Genomic DNA, 20,399 nt, shown 5'->3' with positions numbered 1-20,399 from the left:
GCCTCTTAGAAAACCAGCCCGACGCGGGCGTAAATGCTGACGTGATCCGGCTGGAGATGGCCGGGATAACTGAGGGGAATGCCGACGGTGTACTGGGTGTAGAAGTTGCGGCCACGCGTGCTGAGACCTAGTGCGCTGCCCCATAAGGTGCCGGTGGACTCGCGATTCTGCGCGTCGCTCTTTAACCAGCCGCCGTCGATGGCGGCCAGCGCGCTGACGTCGCCCAGAACCGGCAGCGTGAACAGGCTGTAACTCAGTTCGTTGCGCAGATAGCCACCGGCATCACCGGAGAGATACTGCTCCTTAAAACCGCGCACCGAGCTTTCGCCACCCAGCGTCAGGCGTTCACTACCGTACAGCCGATCCGGCGACCACTGGCCGTAAATGCTGCTGAGCAGCCACAGTTTGTCAGCCAGCGGCCGCTGGAAACTGCCGCTGATACTCCACTTGCGGAACTGTGCTTTGGGCAGGTCGCCGGTTTTGCCCGCGTCATCTTCGGCATCGAACCACGGCATGCCGCGGCTGAACGTTGGGTTGAGCGTAGCGACGCCGCCGAGGATTTTCTGAGTGTGATTGAGTCCCAGCTGCGCGCTGGTGATTTTGCGGCTGCTACTCTGCAACAAGGTATTGTTGAGATAGTTGTGGCTGGAGTAATGATTCAGGCCGAGCTGAACGCCGGTTTTGATATCGCCGTTACGAAACAGCACCCATGAACCGTTAAGCCGGTGCGACACGTTGTCGCCGTTGCTCAGCCAGGTAAAGCCGTTGTTAACGAAGCTGCTGTGATAGTTGCTCCAGCTGTAGCTGTAGTCGAGCAGGCCGTAGCCGTAAGGCACGCTGACGCCCGCCTGCAGGTTCTGCGCATCACGCCAGTCGCTGAAGGCGCTGCTGCGTCCGCCGCTGATAAACCAGCGGTCAGCCAGTCCCAGCAGATTGTTTCCCGTCAGCGAGGCGTTGAGCTGACCAACGCCGGTGCTTTTCTGTCCGCTGTTATCAAACCCCAGCGATGCGCTGAGCGGGAATTCCGGCGTAGCCGTAAGGTTAACCACCGAATAACCGGTTTTAGGCGACGGCTGTATTTCAATCTGCACCGGCGTGGTGCGCACGCGGTTAATCTGCTCCATGCCCTGCTCAATATCACGCAGGTTAAGCACCTTTCCTTCCAGACCGGGAAACGCCATCTGTAATGAACGCGGATGCTGGCCGTCGAGACGAATGGCGTCCAGTTTCCCTTCCAGCACCGGAATAATTAACTCGCCCTGCGATAAATCCTGTTCAATTAAAAATGCCCGGCTGGTGATATAACCGCGCTGCATATACCAGTCAGAAATGGCATGCACCAGCGAATTAATTTCGGTTAAGTTCAGGCAGCGATGAATATAAGGTGCGGCCAGCGATTGCTGCTGGCCGGCAGAAATTAGCGTGGCGTTGCGAATAGCGATATGCTGCACCGGGAAGCAGGGGCCGGCCTGACCGGAATCCGCTGCTGGCGTGCTCTGCGGCGCGGTAGCACTCCACAATGCATCACGCTGCTGCTGGTCATTTTGCAAACGTTGCTGTTGTTGGTTCTGAATATAATCACGGTCGCCGGGATTTAACGGTGCCGCAAATGCAGAAGTTGTGATCATACCGACGCACAGCGCCAGTGACATCCTTGTTTTTGCCATCATAGTAAGACTTAAGCGAAATTGATTGTAAGTTTTGTGTAAGCACTTTTGTGCAGAATATCACCTTAACAATCAGAAAGTTCCTGGCTCCTTATAAAAACTTTAATTTCCTGTTTATTCAATTTTATAAATCATGAAGTTTCCCCTTAACGCAAATAGTCAGTCATTCCATCATTTTCACCGATAATGTTTACTTTCATGGTCATGCATGTTGAATGAATTGATGAGGAAAATGCATATACAGAATGAGGATCTTCACTGCATTGATTAGCAGCCTGCGGGGAAAGTGGTGGTTGCGAGCCCCAATCGAGGCATAAGCGCCTACCTTTGGTTGTTACATTATAACATACTTTAGGCCCAGCAATGGTTGAACTGATCCCCAAATCCATCATCTTACCTAGGGTTGTCAATTTACAGGCAAGTGATTGAGTTGTTCATTATAATAACGGGGAATACATGTTTAAAAAGGGTTGGGTTAAGCAGTTTTATATACCGGTGTTTATTTCGCTCTATATCGGCGTACTTCTTAATATTCCGATTTTCATCCGTCGCTATACGCAACTGCAGTTTGATAACACCCTGTCATTAGTGACGGAGATCATCGCTGCATTTTGTCTGGTAATGCTGTTGACGTTGTTAACCTCATTAACCGGGAAATATCTATCACGCGTATTAATGACCATGCTGGTGCTATTCTCCAGCGCGGCCAGTTATTACATGATTTTCTTTAATATTGATATTGGTTATGGAATTATCGCCGCCGTATTAGCCACCGATTCATTAGACCTTTCTAAGGAGTCGGTGGGTTGGCACTTTATGCTGTGGATGGTGATCATCAACGTCATTCCACTTTGGCTAATCTGGCGCGGAATGCGCGGTAATTCCGTTACAAATATCAGTAAAAAGCGTTACTGGTCTTATAAAACTATCGCCATTGTTATTGCCGCATTAGGTTGCTGGTTGCCGCTAACGCTAATGGGCAAGGTGCAGGATGAACAGGATAAGATAAATAATCGCATGATGGCCAGCTACGGCGGCATTGTTGCGGGGACCTATTCACCGTCTAACTGGTTATCGGGCGTTGGCTTGCTGGCTTATAGTTCGTTCAGCCAGGCTGAAGATAACCGTAATCTTTACGACCCCGCAGAACACTTTAAATACATTCCACCAAAAAATGCGGATAACTTGTACATCGTGTTTGTGATTGGTGAAAGTGCCCGCCGCGATCATATGGGTTTATACGGTTACGATCGCGACAACACGCCTTATCTCGATCACGAAAAAAACCTCGTTCACTTGCAGGGCTATTCCTGCGATACCTCCACCAAGCTCTCGCTGCGCTGTATGTTTGTCAGAGAAGGTGGCGCCTCAGAAGCCCCGCAGCGCACGCTGAAAGAGATGAATGTCTTCACGGTGATGAAGAAGCAAGGTTTCTCGGAAGATCTCTATTCCATGCAGAGCGAAGCCTGGTTCTATAACAAAGTTATGGCCGACAGTTATTCAATGCGTGAATCTATTCAGGCGGAGAAGCGTAATGTCGGTAAGCCGGTGGATGATATGGCGTTGATTAATGAATTGCAGGACTCAATTCAGCGCCATCCACAGGGTAAACATATTGTGATTCTTCACACCAAAGGCTCTCATTATATGTATACCGAACGCTATCCACGCGCGTTTGCCCGTTATACCCCGGAGTGTCAGGGCATTGATGATGCTTGTAGCACGCAGGAGATGATCAATTCCTACGACAATAGCCTTTTGTATACCGATTATTTTCTCAAACAGACTTTCGATAGCCTGAAAGATAAAAATGCCATCGTGTTTTATGCCTCAGATCATGGGGAATCGATCTCCGATAATCTGCATTTCCACGGCACACCACGCGATCATGCACCGATGGCGCAACGCACGGTGCCGATTATGGTTTGGGCATCGGATAAGTTTTTAAGTGACAGTAATAACAAAGCATCATTTGCCAAACTTCAGCAACTGCAGAATGACAAAACGCCGGTATTCCACGAGAAGTTATTCGACTCAATATTAGGCTGCTCAGGTTTTGCCTCACCGGATGGCGGAATTAATTCACTGCGAAACTGGTGCGATCATTCTACTATTCAGAAGTAAGGTGACGATTCAAAGGGAGAACATATGACGCCAGAAATCAAAACGGAACGATTAATTCTGAAGCCGCTGGAAAGCCGCGATGGGCAGGCGATGCAAATCGCCTTCCCGCGCTGGGAGATCGTGCGTTATCTCAATGCCAATGTGCCCTGGCCTTATCCTGAAGGTGCCGCGCAGGATTATGTCGATAACGTGGTGTTGCCCGCTGTCAAGGAAGGTCGATGCTGGTGCTGGAGTATCAGACGTCAGGAGAAACCTGAGGAATTAATTGGGTTGATTGAACTGCGCGATGGAGAGAATGATAACCGCGGATTCTGGCTGGTACCTGAGTGGCAGCATCGCGGATTCATGAGTGAAGCCTGCAACGCCGTGAACGACTTCTGGTTTAAAACGCTGGGCCGCGAAGTTTTACGTGTGCCAAAAGCGGCGGTGAATACCGGCTCGGTGATGATCTCACGTAAATCTGGCATGCGTCTGATAGAAACCGGGAAAAAAGAGTATGTCGCGGGTGTTCTCGTTTACGAATTGTGGGAGTTAACCCGCGAAGAGTGGCTCGCATAAAAAACCAGCCAAATCAACGTAGGTCCGCCCGTTTATATCTTAATGCTCGTCACGGTCGCCATTTATGGCGACCGATCCACTACACATACCCCATCATCCGCAGCATCGACTGCGCCTGATTCATCGCTTCCGCGCGATGCGTCACGCCCAGTTTTTGGTACAGATTACGAATATGCGTTTTGATGGTGGTGGCAGCAACATCCAACTCGCCGGCGATCTGATCGTTGCTGTATCCCGAATAGATCAGCCCCAAAACCTGCCATTCGCGTTGGGTTAGCGGGCTGGTGCGGATCAGCTCCGGCACATCGGGATGGTTAATCAGGCGGCTAACAAAGCCTTCGTCAAAATGGGCAAACTTATGGCGATGATATTTATTGATCTCGCTGAGGATGCGTCTGGCGCGATGGTTATCGAGTTCATCCAGCGTATTCAGCTGAATCAACTGCCGCAATTGCTGCGCCATCGCTTCACCTTCAATCACGAAATGACTGACGAAACCGGTGCTGCGCGCCAGTTTCAGCGCTTCGGTCAGCGCCTGCTGTGCTTCTGCTTTACGCTGGGTTTGCCAGTAAATCTGATTTAACAGCAGTAGATTGCGATTCATGTCGCTCATCAGGTTGAGCGCGCGGGCGTTATCATTCAGCTCATCCAGCACCACTTCAGCCTGACTCATATTTCCCAGCAAGATCTGCGCGCGCGCCACGTTGCGCCACTGCCCTTGCAGGAAATGATTATTGGCGAACTCCGGTTTCGCCGTCTGGCGCATCCAGCTGCTGGCGCTTTGGCTGTCGCCGGTCATCTGCCAGAAAATCACCCGCACCTTATCGGCATTGGCGATCCAGTCGCTGTGCAGCGATCCGTTGTTAAGCAGATTCTCCAGCCGACTAAGGTGACTACGCGCGTTATCGAGATTGCCGCGCGCCAGTGAACACTGCACCAGCAAACCCAGGCACTGAATCTGCTGCTGTGGCTGATAACCTTTCAGCACTTTTATCCCTTCGCGCGCCGCCTGCTCCGCTTCGTCAAGTCGGCCCCACGCCCACAACAGTTGCGCGCGAATGCGCAGCAGGAATTCATGCATCGGGAACTGCGTCAGATGCTGCTCTTTGACCAATACAAACGCCCGATCCTGCATCTCATAAGCGGATTGCAAAAATCCCTGCGCGAACAGAATTTCACTCTGCTGGATCAGACTCCACAGCGCGTAATTCCACGCTTCTTCGCGACGCGCCATCTGCTCGGTTTGACGCATCAGCTTCAGCGAACTGGTTAGCTCGCCTTTGCAATGCATCACTTCGCCCAATACCGACGTGGCAACAATGCAGCTGTATTGACGGCTTTCCGGCAGCGCGTCGAGCGCCAGCATCGCCAGCCGCTCGGCTTCCTCAGCGTTACCGTCGTTGATTGAAACTTGCGCCAGCAGCGCGTTAAATTCGCCGCGCAGCACATCATCAATCTCTTGGCTGCAGGAGTGCTCAAAGCGCGTCAGCAAACTGCTCACTTCAGAAAAACGGTGCTGGCTCTGCATCAACCACGCCTGCAACAGCAGCAGTTTTGGATTTTCCAGCAGAATCTCCCACGGCAGCGCCTTGAGTGAATTTTCCAGCAGCGTGAGCTCACTCTGATTAAACAGCGTCCAGGCATATTGCAGCAGCACGTCGCGCAGCATTAGCGCATCACCGGCAGCAAGCGCATGATGGATCGCTTCGCCAGGAAAACCGAGGCGCATCCAGCTTTCAGCCGCTGCGCGATGCAGCGCAGGCAGTTCCGCCGCCAGTTCCCACTGACAGCGCTGACGCAAGAAGCTGCCAAACAGCGGATGATAGCTAAACCACTCGCCCGAGTTATCCATGCGCTGCAAAAACAGGCCCTGACGCTCAATCTCTTCCAGCCGCATCTGCCCTTGCTCTTCACCGGTTACGCAGGCAATCAGCGTGTCGTTCATCGATCGCAGCAGCGCGCTTTTCAGCAAGAACTGTCGCGTGGCGCTGTCGACGTTATTCAGCACTTCCTCCACCAGATAATCCGCCAGATGGCTGGCGTTAATGCCGGACAGGCGCCGCGCGGAATCCTGGGCAGAGCTGGCGCCCTGACGCGTCGAGAGCGCGATCAGTTGTAATGCCGTCGCCCAACCCGCCACGTCATCACACAAACGCCCGCTCTCTTCCGATTCCAGCGGGGTCGTCAGGCGGCAATCAAAAAACTGTTTGGCTTCGTGATGGGTAAACGCCAGCTGCTGGCTGCCCAATTCAATCAGCTGTTCACGCACGCGCAGGTTGGCAATGCCGAGCTGCGGCAAATTACGCGACAGCAAAATCAGCGTCACATTTTCCGGCTGGTTGCGGAGAAAGAAGCGCATCGCGTCATGAATCACGGGATTGGTGATGTGATGGTAATCATCAATGATCAGCCAAATCGGTTGCTGCAACGCCGCCAGCTCACTGAACAACTGGGCGAACAGCGCATTCAGATTGATGTACTGCCGTTTCTGCGCCAGTGCTTCGCTGGAGGCGCAGCCGCCCTGTGTGGCCTGCTGCAGGGCGGCAATTAAGTAATCGACGAAGCGTTCAGGTTGATTGTCGCCCTCATCCAGTGAATACCAGCCCAGATTGGCTTTCCCCGCCGCCCATTGTGAGATCAGCGTGGTTTTGCCGTATCCCGCCGGACTGGTCACCAACACCAAACGGTAATTGCCCGCCGCGCCCAATTTTTGCATCAGGCGCTCGCGCGCAACGGTGTTCTCCAGGCGGACAGGTCGGCTAAGTTTGGAGGGTATTAACATCGGTAAACGCTTCTCCCTAAACGTGGCGCATCATTATTTTACGCTTCGTAATTAATAGTCACATACGTTCAGACATTCATTTACCTAATGCAAGCGAACCCATTAAGCAGTCTTAACAAAAGCGACGGTTATCACATTCCTGCCACACTTTAAGATTTCCCTCAGCCTCTCCTCCCCGCTCATCCTCCCCGCTGAATTTGGTGCAGGAGGAGGAGCGCGTAATGGCTGACGCGCAGAATGAACCACATTCACCTCCGCCCCTACAGGACTGATTATGAAATTTGATCGCACCCGTTTTAAACACGCGCTAACCCGCCAATGGCGACGTTTTGGTCTGCACGATGCGCAAGAGATGACGCCGAATCAATGGTGGCAGGCGCTGAGTGGCGCACTCGCCGACATGTTGGCGGAGATGCCTGCGCCACCCTCCGCTGCGCCGCAGCGGCACGTTAACTACATCTCGATGGAGTTTTTGATTGGTCGTCTGACCGGTAACAATCTGCTCAACCTTGGCTGGTATAATGAGGTCAACGCGGCGCTGGCCGAGTGGAATATCACGCTGAGCGACGTGGAAGCGTGTGAAACCGATCCAGCGCTGGGCAACGGTGGTTTGGGTCGGCTCGCCGCCTGTTTTCTCGATTCGATGGCGACGGTCGGACAACCCGCCACCGGCTACGGACTCAATTATCAATACGGCCTGTTCCGCCAGCACTTCGTTGATGGCGCGCAGCAGGAGATGCCGGATAACTGGCAGCGCGACAGCTATCCGTGGTTTAACCACAACGCGGCGCTAACCGTGCCGGTGCATCTCGGCGGCAAAGTCATCACGCAGAATGGCGTTGTGCGCTGGGAGCCGGCGGTGCAAATTCTCGGCGAAGCCTGGGATCTGCCGGTGGTGGGTTATCAGAATGGTGTTACTCAACCGCTGCGTCTGTGGCAGGCGAAACATGCGCAGCCGTTTAATCTGCAGCGCTTCAATAACGGGGATTTCCTGCGCGCCGAGCAGCCGGGCATTGAGGCCGAAAAACTCACTAAAGTGCTCTACCCCAACGACCATCACGACAACGGCAAAAAGCTGCGCCTGATGCAGCAATATTTCCAATGCGCCTGTTCACTGGCGGACATACTGCGCCGTCACCAGCGCGCCGGGCGCAGCATTGCCAGCTTGCCGGATTATGAGGTGATTCAGCTTAACGATACCCATCCCACGCTGGCGATCCCCGAGCTGATGCGTCTGCTGCTGGATGAACACGCGCTAAGCTGGGACGAGGCGTGGCACATCACCCAGCGCACCTTTGCCTATACCAATCACACTTTAATGCCTGAAGCGCTGGAGTGCTGGGATGTGCGCATGGTGCGCGCGCTGCTGCCGCGCCATATGCTGATTATCACCCAACTCAATGCGCAGCTGAAAAAGCAGGTTGAAGCGCACTGGCCGGGCGATGACGCGACCTGGGCGAAACTGGCGCTGGTGCACAACAATCAGCTGCGTATGGCCAATCTCTGCGTCACCAGCGGCTTTGCGGTGAACGGTGTGGCAGCGCTGCACTCGCAGCTGGTGGTGAAAGATCTGTTCCCGGAATATCACGCGCTGTGGCCGGAGAAATTCCATAACGTCACCAACGGCATCACGCCGCGCCGCTGGATTAATCAGTGCAATCCGGCGTTGGCGGTGTTGATCACTAAAACTCTCGATCAGCCGTGGCTTACCGATCTCGATCAGCTGAAAGCGTTAGAAACCTACGCCGATCACGCCGCATTCCAGGCGCAGTATCGCGCCATCAAGCAGCAGAACAAGGTGGCACTCACGCAATGGATCGCAGAACGCACCGGCATCAAGGTGAATCCTGAGGCGATGTTTGATGTGCAGATTAAGCGACTGCACGAGTACAAGCGTCAGCATCTGGCGCTGCTGCACATTATCGCGCTGTGGCAAACGCTGGTGAGCGATCCGCAGGCCAACCTGACGCCGCGTGTGGTGCTGTTTGGTGCCAAGGCCGCGCCGGGTTATGTGTTAGCTAAAAACATCATCTACGCGATTAATAAAGTGGCGGCCACCGTCAACAACGATCCGCGCATTGGCGATCGCCTGAAAGTGGTGTTTGTGCCTGATTACAATGTTTCGGTTGCAGAGCGGCTGATCCCGGCAGCCGATCTGTCCGAGCAGATTTCTACCGCCGGCAAAGAGGCATCCGGCACCGGCAACATGAAGCTGGCGCTGAACGGAGCCTTAACCATCGGCACGCTGGATGGCGCTAATGTGGAGATCGCCGAGCAGGTCGGGTCCGATAATATCTTTATCTTTGGTCACACCGTCGATCAGGTCAGCGCGTTGAAAGCGGAAGGCTACTCGCCTGACGCATGGCGCAAAAAAGATGCGCAGCTGGATCGGGTATTGAAAGCGTTAGAAGACGGCACCTTTAGCGACGGCGACGTCACCGCGTTCGAGCCGCTGCTGCACAGCCTGAGCGCTAAAGGTGGCGATCCTTATCTGGTGCTGGCCGATTTTCGTCACTACCTCAACGCGCAGGCGCAGGCTGAAACCTTGTGGGCCGATCAACACGGCTGGACGCGCGCCGCCATTCTCAATACCGCGCGCTGCGGCATGTTCAGCGCCGACCGCGCCATCCGCGACTATCAGCAACGCATCTGGCAGGCCGCACGATGAACAGCACTATCACACCAACCGCCGAAATCGCCAGCGAATACATCGATGCCCACGGGCAGCTGCAATCGGTCTCTGCCGTTACCCGCCAGCGTTTGCTGGCGGCGATGCATCCCGCGAAACCGCACGCTTCGCCGCTGCCGCCGGTGCTGATCGTGCAGGGAGAACACGCGGAGATTGTGCTGCCTGCGACCGGTATAGCAGGCGAGTGGCAGCTGATCGCGGAACAGGGCGAAAGCTGGCAAGGGCACGGTATCGCCAACCAGCCCCTCGTTTTACCCGCGCTGCCTTTGGGTTATCACCAGCTCAGCTTTAGCGCCCAGCAGCAGGCATTTCACTGTCGGATTATTGTCGCGCCGGTTCGCTGTTACGAGCCGCCAGCCATCCAGCAAGGGCAATCGTTGTGGGGCGCCTGCATTCAGCTTTATACGCTGCGATCGGCATCCAACTGGGGAATCGGCGACTTCAGCGACTTAAAGCAGATGCTGGTCGAGGTCGCGCAACGCGGCGGTTCCTGCATTGGGCTGAACCCGCTGCATGCGCTGTTCCCGGCGACGCCGGAAAGCGCCAGTCCGTACAGCCCGTCGTCGCGGCGCTGGCTCAATATGCTGTATATCGACGTCACCGCCGTTGAGGATTTTACGCTGAGCGACGATGCGCAGCGCTGGTGGCGGGCGGCCAGCACGCAGCTGGCGTTACAGGCGGCGCGGGATGCTGAGTGGGTCGATTACTCAGAGGTTACCCGATTGAAACTCGGGGCGTTGCGCCTCGCCTGGCAGCAGTTCAGAAAGCGCGGCGCGGACGATGATCTGGTTATCGCCTTTGAACATTTCATGCAGCAAGGCGGTGAAAGTTTGCTGCATCAGGGTGTTTTCGATGCGCTGCACGCTGCGCAGATCGCCGAAGATCCTCAGCGCTACGACTGGACAACCTGGCCTGCGGCGTTGCAGTCGCCCGACAGCGCAGCGGTGCGCGCATTCCGCATCGAGCACACCTATGAAGTGCGCTTTTATCTGTGGCTGCAATGGCTGACCGCGCGCCAGTTCGCTGACTGCTGGGCGGTGTGCCAGCAGCAGGCGATGCCGATTGGCTTATATCGCGATTTGGCGGTGGGCGTGGCGCAGGGCGGCGCAGAAACCTGGAGCGACCGCGAGCTTTATTGCTTGCAGGCCAGCGTCGGCGCGCCGCCGGATATTCTCGGCCCGCTGGGCCAGAAATGGGGATTGCCGCCGATGGATCCACAGATTATGCAGGCGCGCGCCTACCAGCCGTGGATTGATCTGCTGCGCGCCAACATGCACGACTGCGGCGCATTGCGTATCGATCACGTGATGGCGCTGTTGCGATTGTGGTGGATCCCGCAGGGCGAAAGCGCGGCGGAAGGTGCTTATGTTCATTATCCCATCGACGATCTGCTGGCGATTCTGGCGCTGGAGAGTCAGCGTCATCACTGCATGGTGATTGGCGAGGATTTGGGGACGGTGCCGGAGAAGATTATCGGCAAGCTGCAGCAGGCGGGCGTCTACTCCTACAAAGTGCTCTATTTTGAGCAGACGTCCAAAGTGGCCTTCCGCGCCCCTGCCCGCTGGCCACGTCAGGCGATGGCGGTCGCCACCACCCACGATATGCCAACCCTGCGCGGCTGGTGGCAAAGCGACGATTTACGGCTGGGCAGCGAGTTGGGGCTGTATCCCGATAAGCAGATTCTTGCCGGGCTGAACAAGTCGCGTGTGGCTGCACGACGTGCGCTGTTTAAGAGCCTGCAACGCAGCAATTGCTTGCCCGAACAGGCCGAACCGCAGGTGATGGATCGGGCGTTAAGTGCCGCGATGCAGCGTTATCTGGCGGACAGCAACAGCGCGCTGCTGGGCTTGCAACCCGAAGAGTGGCTGGATATGGCTTCTCCAGTGAATATCCCCGGCACCACCCGCCAATATCCCAACTGGCGCCGCAAACTCAGCGCCTCGCTGGAGGAGATGTTTGAAGATCCGCAGATTAATGCGTTGCTGGCGGATATCGATCAACGGAGGCGTAATGCTTAGTCGCTATTGGTTGCCTTGCATGGTTGCAGGCCGGGGTCACTTTCGGTCCGGCAGATAAGCTTAAGTGCGTGTAGTTAAATGGGCACATTGCTCCCGGCACTGGCGTATCTGCTTCGGCATAAGGGCTATCCGCAGCGCTGAGGCTTTTACGTTGGGCCAGGAGACTCACGCATGGATGCGTGAGGCAGTTCGGGGCCGGCTAGGAAGGCCGATCCCCGAACGGTCCGTCGGCACAACGTGAAAGCCGAAGGCACCGCGCTAGCGGCGCGAGGACGGCCCGTGACGAAACAGATACGCTCGTGCCCACACCAATAAAAAAGGTGCGCCGAAGCGCACCAGATGGGACAAATCAGCACTGCCGGGGCGGTTTACCCCTTGCCTTTAACACTGCTGATAAACACGTGTCTGGCGGAGGTGGAACCTAAACGCTCGGCCTCATCCAGCAGCTTCAACGCCTTATCGATATTGCCCTTCTCAACCGCTTCACGGATGTTCTGATTAAAGTAACCTTCGGTATCCGTCATGATCGGTTTAGGTTTTGCATCCGAAACCGGGGCAGCACGATAAGTCGCAGGCGCAACCGGCTGCGTATTACCGACGGTTACCGGCGCAGGACCGGATGATCCAAACAGCGGCCCAACCAGAATGGATGAACCTGAACTGGTTTTCACTTTGAGTTTCAGCGTGCCATCGCGGCTGTGCTGGGCAATTGGATCAGGGATATCTGGCACCGCATTACCGGTGCCGCGTGCGTAGGCTTTAGCCGGATCGAGTAAGGTGGTGGTTTCAGTCAAATCCTTTTCGGTAGTAAACACCAGCAAATAGATCTTTTGCTGGCCCAGCGCCGGCGTCAGTTTCATTACACCCTCCAGCCGATCCGCCGCCATCACGCCCGGCTGCTGATAGGTGAAAAAGCGCGCCGGGAACCAGGCTGCTGGACGCATGTTCTCATCCAGCACCAGCACATTCGGCGCAAATACCTGATTTTGTTTTACTTCACTGCTCAGCGTAATGGTGAGTTCACCGATATTGGCTGGCAAGCTGTAGGCCGCCACCGAACCCGTCACGCCCGCAGCGTTAAGATTGGCGTGGTTTTCACTCAGCGTGGTGACCTGCGTGCGGGAGGTATCTACCGGCAACCAGCTCAGCGTTTGCAGGCTGGCGGCGGGGAAAGTGGGTGCGGCAGAGAGATCCTGTGGCACCAGATTGACATCCGCAAGCGCCGGTAAACTTTGACCGGCGAACAACGCGGCGCTCAGGCAGAGCGCAAAAACCGTTTTTTTCATTCTCATTGTATAACCTCAAAAGGCTGTCAGGCGGCGGCGCGAACCAGGCAATGGCGCGCCGCGCCGAAAAGAGAGGGTCTCAGTTAAGCCACAAGCGGGAGCATTACCACCAGATCTCCATCTGCGCCCCGAATGTCACTTCATCGTTGTTGCCACGGCTGTTGGTCAGAATGCCGTTGCCGCTGCTGTCGTTAGAGGCAAAGGAGGTCAAATCCCCTGAGCTGTCTTTGCTGTAGCCCCACTTCTCATCCCACTTGGCGTAGGTGGCGAACAGACGCAGCGCCGGACGCGACCAGATGCTGTCGCCCGCCTGCCACTGTTGTGCCAGCGTCACTTTGTACTGGCCGTTGCGCTCGCTCACCTGCTGCGATTTGACGTTGTCGTAGCCCACTTCAAGCAGCGTGCTCATGATCGGCGTCCATTTGTACATTGGGCGCACGCCCACGGTGTACCACTCGGTACCACGGTTGTTGTCGAGGTCGGTATTCTGGTACATGGCGACGTACATCAGATCCCAGCGATCGGCGAGGTTAATTGCACCGTGATCGAGTACGCGATACATGCTGCCGCTGTTGTTGATGTTGGTGCCCTGCGGCAAGCCTTTACCTTGTGAGGTCAACGCATCGGTGGCGTACTGCAGCACGAACTTGTTGTAGCCCTTCATCATGCTCTGTGTATGTTCGGCGGTGAACATCCAGCCATCTTTGGAGGCGTTATCTTCGAGGCGATAACCGTCACGCGCGTTGGCGCGGCCATAATCAACGCCCAATTCCAGCACGCCGTTCGGGTTGGTTTCGAGGCCCGCTAAACGCACATCAAACACGTCGTTGGCGGTGCTGGTGGCGTAATCACGAATCTGATCGCTGGAGAAGGTGTAAGAACCGCCCGCTTCCGAGGAGCGCGTGGCGGCAAAAGAGAGTTTGCCGAAGCCGAGATCGACATCTTCCAGACCAGCACCAGGACCGGAAATATCCCAGTAGTAGAAGTCGATCATATGTACGTCATGACGCTGGTAGAAGCGCTTACCGGCCCAGATGGTGGAACCCGGTAGCGCGTCGATCAGGTTTTTGCCCTTCACGTTGGCTTCACGGAACGCCGGGGAGGTCGCTTCCCAGTCATTCTGCTGGGAAACCGAATAGGCGACGTTGGTATCGAAATAGAAGCTCTTATCGCCCTCTTTCCATACTTCCTGGCCCAGCTTCAGCTCAGCGTAGGTTTCACATTCGTTGCCCAGACGGTATTTACTTTGTGCGCCGGTGGCCTGAAAACATTGCTGTTCCCCGCCGCTGCCGGTCCAGCCGATGCCGGAACGGGCATAGCCGGTAAAATCGACTGCCATCGACGGGGCAGCGAGCGTACCTGCCGCGATAGCTACCGCGATAGGGAGTTTGCGCAGAGTTAACATTTTCTATCTCCTGAGGTCATTGCTTTTATTGTTTTGCAGGGCTAAACACCGGGCTCCTGATGCAGCCTGCGACAGGCGCTGCCATCTTCACGGAAAAGATGGCAACGCTCCGGCGGCAGGCCGATGCCCATCAGGGCGCCCTCTTCTACCAGCACGACGTCCTCCTGGCGATAAACCAGGCTTTGACGAATAGCGGGAATCTGGATGTGAATTTGCGTTTCGTGTCCCAACTGCTCGACCACCGTCACCTCGCCCTCGAGGGTGACGTCAGCGATATCGCTGGAGAGCAGATGCTCGGGACGAATGCCTAACGACATGTTGCTGCCCACCTGCACACCGGCGCTGTCGACCGGTAGCCACACCAGTTGGGTATTCGGTAAACGCACCTGCACCTGATCGATGGCGGTGGCGGTAACTTTTACCGGTAAGAAATTCATGCGCGGTGAGCCGATAAAACCGGCGACGAAACGATTGGCGGGATAGTGATAAAGCTCGAGCGGCTTGCCGACCTGGGCAACGTGGCCGCCATCCAGCACCACGATCTTGTCCGCCAGCGTCATCGCTTCGGTCTGATCGTGGGTGACGTAAATCATGGTGCGCTTCAAGCGCTTATGCAGGCGTGAGATCTCAATGCGCATCTGCACACGCAACGCCGCATCGAGGTTGGAAAGCGGCTCATCGAGTAAAAACACGCGCGGTTCCGCCACCAGCGTACGGCCAATCGCTACGCGCTGACGCTGCCCGCCCGACAGCGCTTTCGGACGGCGCTCCAGCAGATGCGCCAGCTGCAGCACTTCCGCTACCTGATTGACGCGCTGCTGGATCTCCGCTTTGCGCGTGCCCGCCAGTTTCAGGCCGAACGACATGTTCTCGGCCACCGAAAGATGGGGATACAGCGCGTAGGACTGAAACACCATGCCGATGCCGCGCTCGGCGGGCGGCACCTCATTCATGCGTTTGTCGCCAATAAACAGATCGCCGCTGGTGATGGTTTCCAGTCCGGCAATCATGCGCAGCAGCGTCGATTTGCCGCAGCCTGACGGTCCGACAAAAACCACGAACTCTCCTTCGGCGATCTCAAGGCTGATGTTTTTCGACACCTCAGTTTCGCCCCACACCTTGGAGACACTGCGCAACGTAACGCTCGACATGATGCTTTCCTCTCAGCTTGCTATTCCTTGTCCGCAAATCGGCGGACAGACCCCGGCGACCACTATGGGCAAGGAGATCAAGGCCGACATCCTCCACCGCAGCGCGTCAGCGTGGGGGAGGAGACGGGAGGAGGAGATCGTGCAGACGCGTCTGATAAAACGCGGCAGGCAACCATTTTTGTGAGCTATGACGCAGAGCAGAGCGACGATTGTGTGCGCCAGTCCGTGATAACCGGGTGGTTTTGCAACACAGATCACATCAGGCGTCAGGCAGGCGTAGAAGCAGGGAGGATGAGAAGCGGCGGCAGATACTCACAATGTGGCAGGTAAAACGATTTCCGTTTCCGCTAACAGGATGGAGTTATGACAATGAAAACCGGTGCACGCATTCTTGCCCTTTCCGCCCTCACGGCCGTGCTGTTTTCAGCTTCTGCCGTTGCAAAGATTGAAGAGGGAAAGCTGGTCATCTGGATCAACGGCGACAAGGGCTACAACGGCTTGGCTGAGGTGGGTAAGAAGTTTGAGCAGGAAACCGGCATCAAAGTGACGGTTGAGCATCCGGACAAAATGGAAGAGAAGTATCCGCAGGTGGCCGCTACCGGCGACGGCCCGGACATCATCTTCTGGGCACACGATCGCTTCGGCGGTTATGCGCAGTCAGGCTTGTTAGCGGAGATCACGCCGGATGCGCGCTTCCAGGAGAAAATCTTCCCCTTCACCTGGGACGCGGTACGCTTCAACGGCAAGCTGATCGGTTATCCGATTTCGGTGGAATCCTTATCCCTCATCTACAACAAAGATCTGCTGCCTGAGCCGCCAAAAACCTGGGAAGAGATCGCCGCCATCGATAAGAAAATGCGCGCGCAGGGCAAGAGCGCCATGATGTTTAACCTGCAGGAGCCGTACTTCACCTGGCCACTGCTGGCGGCGGGCGGCGCTTATGCCTTTAAGCTCAACGATGGCCGCTACGACGTGAAAGATACCGGCGTGGATAACGCTGGCGCCAAAGCGGGCATGAAATTCCTTGTCGACCAGGTAAAGGCCAAAACGCTGAATGCCGATACCGATTACTCCATCGCTGAAGCCGCCTTCAACAAGGGGCAAACCGCCATGACCATCAACGGGCCGTGGGCGTGGAGCAACATCGACAAGAGCAAAATCAACTACGGCGTCACGCTGCTGCCAACGCTGAACGGCAAAAATTCCAAAACCTTCGTTGGCGTGCTGAGTGCCGGGATCAATGCCGCCAGCCCGAACAAAGAGCTGGCCAAAGAGTTCCTGGAAAATTACCTGCTGACCGATGCTGGTCTTGATGCGGTCAACAAAGACAAACCGCTTGGCGCGGTGGCGCTGAAGTCGTTCCAGCAGACGCTGGAGAAGGATGAGCGTATCGCCGCCACCATGACCAACGCGCGCAACGGCGACATCATGCCGAACATCCCGCAGATGGCCGCCTTCTGGTACGCGATGCGCACCGCCACGCTGAATGCGCTGAGCGGACGTCAAAGCGTTGATGCGGCGCTGAAAGATGCGCAGGCACGACTCAACAAGTAATCCTCTCTACCAGAGCCGGCGCAATCCGGCTCGTTACTGGCTGTTAAGGAAAACCGCATCATGTCAGGAAAACCGAAAACAGCACGGTTCAGCGCCGTGCTGAAGGCTCTTTTTCTCGGTATCTGCTGTCTGCTGGTCGGCTATCTGCTCGTGCTGATGTATGCAAAAGGTGAATATCTGTTTGCGCTGGTGACGCTGATTATCAGCGCCGTCGGCATCTGGATTTATGCCAATCGTCGCGCCTATGCCTGGCGCTATGTCTATCCCGGCCTCGCGGGCATGGCGTTGTTCGTGCTGTTTCCCCTCGCCTGCACCGTGGCGATTGCCTTTACCAACTACAGCAGCACCAATCAGCTGACGCTGGAACGCGCGCAAGAGGTGTTGCTGAGCCGTCAATATCAGGACGGTTCGGCGCTGAACTTCTCACTGATCCCGACAGGCGATCGCTGGCAGTTGGTGCTGACCGAAGCGGCCAACGGGCAAACCTTCGTTTCGCCTGCGTTTGCTTTTGGCGGCGCGCAAAAGCTGAAACTGACCAGCGCCCCGCCGCCGCCGGGCGAACGCGCCACGTTGCGCATCGTCACTACTAATCGTCAGGCGCTGAACCAGATTCAGGCCGAACTGCCGGATGGCCGCCAGGTGGTGATGAGTTCGCTGCGCCAGTTCTCCGGCACGCGCCCGTTGTATGTACTGCAAGCCAACGGCGATCTGAAAAATCAGCAAAGCGGCGCGCTGTATCAGGCCAATCGTGAGAGCGGTTTCTATCAGAACAGCAGCGGTGAAGCGCTGAGTCCGGGCTTCACGGTGAATACCGGCTGGAAGAATTTCATTCGTGTGTTCACCGATGAAGGGATTCAAAAACCGTTTCTGGCGATCTTTGGCTGGACGCTGCTGTTTTCGTTTGTGACGGTGATTCTCACCGTGGCGGTCGGCATGGTGCTGGCTTGCTTAGTGCAGTGGGAAGCGCTGAAAGGCAAAGCGGTGTATCGCGTGATGCTGATTTTGCCCTACGCCGTGCCCGCGTTTATCTCGATACTGATCTTCAAAGGCTTGTTCAACCAGAGCTTCGGTGAAATCAACGTGATGCTGCAAGCGCTGTTTGGCTTCCAGCCCGCGTGGTTCAGCGATCCAACGCTGGCGCGCACCATGCTGATTATTGTGAATACCTGGCTCGGTTATCCCTACATGATGATTCTCTGCATGGGGCTGCTGAAAGCGATTCCGGACGATCTCTATGAAGCTTCGGCGATGGACGGTGCCGGGCCGCTGCAGAACTTCTTCCTGATTACCCTGCCGCTGCTGTTGAAGCCGCTGATGCCGCTGATGATCGCCAGTTTTGCCTTTAACTTCAATAACTTCGTGCTGGTACAGCTGCTGACCAACGGCGGACCGGATCGAATCGGCACCACCACGCCAGCCGGTTACACCGATTTGCTGGTCAATTACACCTGGCGCATTGCGTTTGAAGGTGGCGGCGGGCAGGACTTTGGTCTGGCGGCGGCGATTGCCACGCTGATCTTCCTGCTGGTGGGCGCGCTGGCGGTGATCAATCTTAAAGCCGTGCGGATGAAATTCGATTAAGGAGGCGTTATGGCTATGGTGCAACCCAAATCGCAAAAGCTGCGTCTGTTGATGACGCATCTGCTGCTGCTGATGTTTATTGCGGGAATACTCTTCCCGCTGCTGATGGTGTTCGCCATCTCACTGCGCGCCGGTAACTTCGCCACCGGCTCGCTAATCCCGGAGCAGATTTCCTGGGAACACTGGCAGCTGGCGCTAGGTTTCAGCGTCGAGCACGCCGATGGCCGCGTGACGCCACCGCCCTTCCCGGTGCTGCTGTGGTTGTGGAACTCGGTGAAAATCGCCGCCATCAGCGCGATTGGTATTGTGGCGCTTTCCACCACCTGCGCGTATGCCTTTGCGCGCATGCGTTTTGCCGGGCGCGCCACGCTGTTAAAAGGCATGCTGATTTTCCAGATGTTCCCGGCCGTGCTGTCGCTGGTGGCGCTCTATGCGCTGTTTGATCGCCTGGGACAATATCTGCCGTTTATCGGCCTGAATACGCATGGCGGCGTGATCTTTGCCTATCTCGGCGGCATTGCCCTGCACGTCTGGACCATTAAAGGCTATTTCGAAACCATCGACGGATCGCTGGAAGAAGCCGCCGCGCTGGATGGTGCTACGCCGTGGCAGGCGTTCCGGCTGGTGCTGCTGCCGCTCTCGGTGCCGATTCTGGCGGTGGTGTTTATTCTGGCGTTTATCGCTGCGGTTACTGAAGTGCCGGTGGCGTCGTTGCTGTTGCGGGATGTGAACAGCTACACGCTGGCGGTCGGCATGCAGCAATATTTGAACCCGCAAAACTATCTGTGGGGCGACTTTGCGGCGGCGGCGGTGCTCTCTGCAATTCCGATTACGCTGGTGTTCCTGCTGGCACAACGCTGGCTGGTCAGCGGCCTAACGGCTGGCGGCGTGAAAGGCTAACCCGTTTATTATCCTCCTTCCTCAATGTTCACTGCAGTTGAGGGTTTTGGCGGCCTTAGGGCCGCTTTTTTTATTGGGGTGTGGGGGAGTTATTGGTCGTGGCACAGCATAGTTAGTTAACGTTCGTAGGTGCGGCTTCGTACCTACATTGATCTCGTATCGCTGATGGTATTAAAGAAATCTTTAATAAGATGGATACCTGGTAAAAGGTTTTTTTATAGTGTTGGAATCAATGGAAATCTAGCTTTAAGGAGGTGACAAAATGAACGATGGGCGTGGCGTTGATTCATGTTGAGTCTAGCTTGGCTTCTGCGATCTCAATCAAGAAAGATTACGGGGCATGAAACATGCGAATATGAGCAAATCTGAGTTTGTACAAAAAAAGCTCACAACATACTTATTATGTTAAATGAAGTGTCTGTGAAATTCTACACCACAGCTCCCTGCCCACTAAGCTGCTACCAGCGCAGCACAATCATCATTGCATGCATCACACGGGTGAGCCTGTATTGGTGTTAAATATAAGTGTTTGATATCACATATTTGTCAATCAGGCCTGAATGGAGTGACCCCATTCCCGTAGACATTCGCTGTCCTCACGACGAGGCCTTTTCGAAGGCCTCTGGACTGACGCCTCCCAAGTGGCTGTGGCGTCGGGTCCGGTTGTAGAACACTTCGATATAA

13 protein-coding genes are annotated in these 20,399 nt (G+C 55.7%); 7 read left to right on the top strand and 6 right to left on the bottom strand.

The genetic code is table 11. The features are described 5' to 3' along the window. Nucleotides 1-5: 5 nt before the first annotated feature. Nucleotides 6-1,670, bottom strand: coding sequence for a ShlB/FhaC/HecB family hemolysin secretion/activation protein (locus PanJK_RS21405; RefSeq protein WP_265302784.1), 1,665 nt, complete (start codon nt 1,668-1,670; stop codon nt 6-8). A 453-nt stretch (nt 1,671-2,123) separates the two neighbouring features. Here PanJK_RS21405 and eptB point away from each other — a divergent pair, with 453 nt between their 5' ends. Continuing rightward, nucleotides 2,124-3,791, top strand: coding sequence for a kdo(2)-lipid A phosphoethanolamine 7''-transferase (gene eptB / locus PanJK_RS21400; RefSeq protein ID WP_265302782.1), 1,668 nt, complete (start codon nt 2,124-2,126; stop codon nt 3,789-3,791). A 24-nt stretch (nt 3,792-3,815) separates the two neighbouring features. Continuing rightward, a complete protein-coding gene (locus PanJK_RS21395; RefSeq protein WP_265302780.1) occupies nt 3,816-4,349 on the top strand; it encodes a GNAT family N-acetyltransferase in 534 nt (177 codons plus the stop codon). A 79-nt stretch (nt 4,350-4,428) separates the two neighbouring features. Here PanJK_RS21395 and malT read toward each other — a convergent pair whose 3' ends face one another. Further along, entirely contained in the window at nt 4,429-7,131 is a 2,703-nt protein-coding gene (gene malT / locus PanJK_RS21390; RefSeq protein ID WP_265302778.1) for an HTH-type transcriptional regulator MalT, read from the bottom strand. A 274-nt stretch (nt 7,132-7,405) separates the two neighbouring features. On the opposite strand from malT, the gene malP reads away from it, so the two are divergent. Beyond that, the gene (gene malP, locus PanJK_RS21385) at nt 7,406-9,799 is read left to right on the top strand and encodes a maltodextrin phosphorylase (RefSeq protein ID WP_265302776.1); all 2,394 of its coding nucleotides are present in this window, start codon (nt 7,406-7,408) and stop codon (nt 9,797-9,799) included. Then, nucleotides 9,796-11,838 carry a 4-alpha-glucanotransferase gene (gene malQ, locus PanJK_RS21380; RefSeq protein WP_265302773.1) on the top strand — a complete coding sequence of 681 codons (2,043 nt, stop codon included), beginning with the start codon at nt 9,796-9,798 and terminating at the stop codon, nt 11,836-11,838. Before malP ends, malQ begins: the two co-directional genes overlap by 4 nt. Before the next feature lie 368 nt (nt 11,839-12,206). On the opposite strand, the gene malM is transcribed toward malQ, so the two are convergent. From malM to malK, 3 genes are all read right to left on the bottom strand, one after another. After that, complete coding sequence (gene malM / locus PanJK_RS21375; protein ID WP_265302771.1) at nt 12,207-13,130, bottom strand: maltose operon protein MalM; 924 nt, start codon at nt 13,128-13,130, stop codon at nt 12,207-12,209. Nucleotides 13,131-13,227: 97 nt separating this feature from the next. Continuing rightward, entirely contained in the window at nt 13,228-14,529 is a 1,302-nt protein-coding gene (locus PanJK_RS21370; RefSeq protein WP_256698920.1) for a maltoporin, read from the bottom strand. Nucleotides 14,530-14,570: 41 nt separating this feature from the next. After that, nucleotides 14,571-15,680 (bottom strand): maltose/maltodextrin ABC transporter ATP-binding protein MalK, encoded by a 1,110-nt coding sequence (malK, locus tag PanJK_RS21365; RefSeq protein WP_061719670.1) that lies wholly within the window; start codon nt 15,678-15,680, stop codon nt 14,571-14,573. Nucleotides 15,681-16,043: 363 nt separating this feature from the next. Between malK and malE the strand changes: the two genes are divergently transcribed. Genes malE through malG form a run of 3 tightly spaced genes read left to right on the top strand, consistent with a single transcriptional unit; the run spans nt 16,044 to nt 19,715 of the window. Next, nucleotides 16,044-17,234, top strand: a complete 1,191-nt coding sequence (gene malE, locus PanJK_RS21360) for a maltose/maltodextrin ABC transporter substrate-binding protein MalE (protein ID WP_265302768.1) — start codon at nt 16,044-16,046, stop codon at nt 17,232-17,234. A 60-nt stretch (nt 17,235-17,294) separates the two neighbouring features. Next, complete coding sequence (gene malF / locus PanJK_RS21355; protein ID WP_265302766.1) at nt 17,295-18,815, top strand: maltose ABC transporter permease MalF; 1,521 nt, start codon at nt 17,295-17,297, stop codon at nt 18,813-18,815. Between the two features lie 9 nt (nt 18,816-18,824). Then, complete coding sequence (gene malG / locus PanJK_RS21350) at nt 18,825-19,715, top strand: maltose ABC transporter permease MalG (protein WP_008110659.1); 891 nt, start codon at nt 18,825-18,827, stop codon at nt 19,713-19,715. Between the two features lie 596 nt (nt 19,716-20,311). Here malG and PanJK_RS24030 read toward each other — a convergent pair. Continuing rightward, on the bottom strand, nt 20,312-20,399 hold an 88-nt coding region (locus PanJK_RS24030), incomplete at its 5' end, for an IS3 family transposase (protein ID WP_414858957.1).

It is taken from the genome of Pantoea sp. JK, assembly GCF_026130245.1.
Lineage (GTDB): Bacteria > Pseudomonadota > Gammaproteobacteria > Enterobacterales > Enterobacteriaceae > Pantoea > Pantoea trifolii.
Note: the sequence above shows the minus strand (reverse complement) of the source record. Positions and strands in the feature narration are given on the sequence as shown.

What these genes read in the sequence shown, in the direction of transcription:
- malT (WP_265302778.1), bottom strand. Translation starts at nt 7,131, where the DNA reads ATGTTAATACCCTCCAAACTTAGCCGACCTGTCCGCCTGGAGAACACC.
- PanJK_RS21405 (WP_265302784.1), bottom strand. Translation starts at nt 1,670, where the DNA reads ATGATGGCAAAAACAAGGATGTCACTGGCGCTGTGCGTCGGTATGATC.
- eptB (WP_265302782.1), top strand. Translation starts at nt 2,124, where the DNA reads ATGTTTAAAAAGGGTTGGGTTAAGCAGTTTTATATACCGGTGTTTATT.
- malP (WP_265302776.1), top strand. Translation starts at nt 7,406, where the DNA reads ATGAAATTTGATCGCACCCGTTTTAAACACGCGCTAACCCGCCAATGG.
- malQ (WP_265302773.1), top strand. Translation starts at nt 9,796, where the DNA reads ATGAACAGCACTATCACACCAACCGCCGAAATCGCCAGCGAATACATC.
- malK (WP_061719670.1), bottom strand. Translation starts at nt 15,680, where the DNA reads ATGTCGAGCGTTACGTTGCGCAGTGTCTCCAAGGTGTGGGGCGAAACT.
- malE (WP_265302768.1), top strand. Translation starts at nt 16,044, where the DNA reads ATGACAATGAAAACCGGTGCACGCATTCTTGCCCTTTCCGCCCTCACG.
- malF (WP_265302766.1), top strand. Translation starts at nt 17,295, where the DNA reads ATGTCAGGAAAACCGAAAACAGCACGGTTCAGCGCCGTGCTGAAGGCT.
- malM (WP_265302771.1), bottom strand. Translation starts at nt 13,130, where the DNA reads ATGAGAATGAAAAAAACGGTTTTTGCGCTCTGCCTGAGCGCCGCGTTG.
- PanJK_RS21370 (WP_256698920.1), bottom strand. Translation starts at nt 14,529, where the DNA reads ATGTTAACTCTGCGCAAACTCCCTATCGCGGTAGCTATCGCGGCAGGT.
- PanJK_RS21395 (WP_265302780.1), top strand. Translation starts at nt 3,816, where the DNA reads ATGACGCCAGAAATCAAAACGGAACGATTAATTCTGAAGCCGCTGGAA.
- malG (WP_008110659.1), top strand. Translation starts at nt 18,825, where the DNA reads ATGGCTATGGTGCAACCCAAATCGCAAAAGCTGCGTCTGTTGATGACG.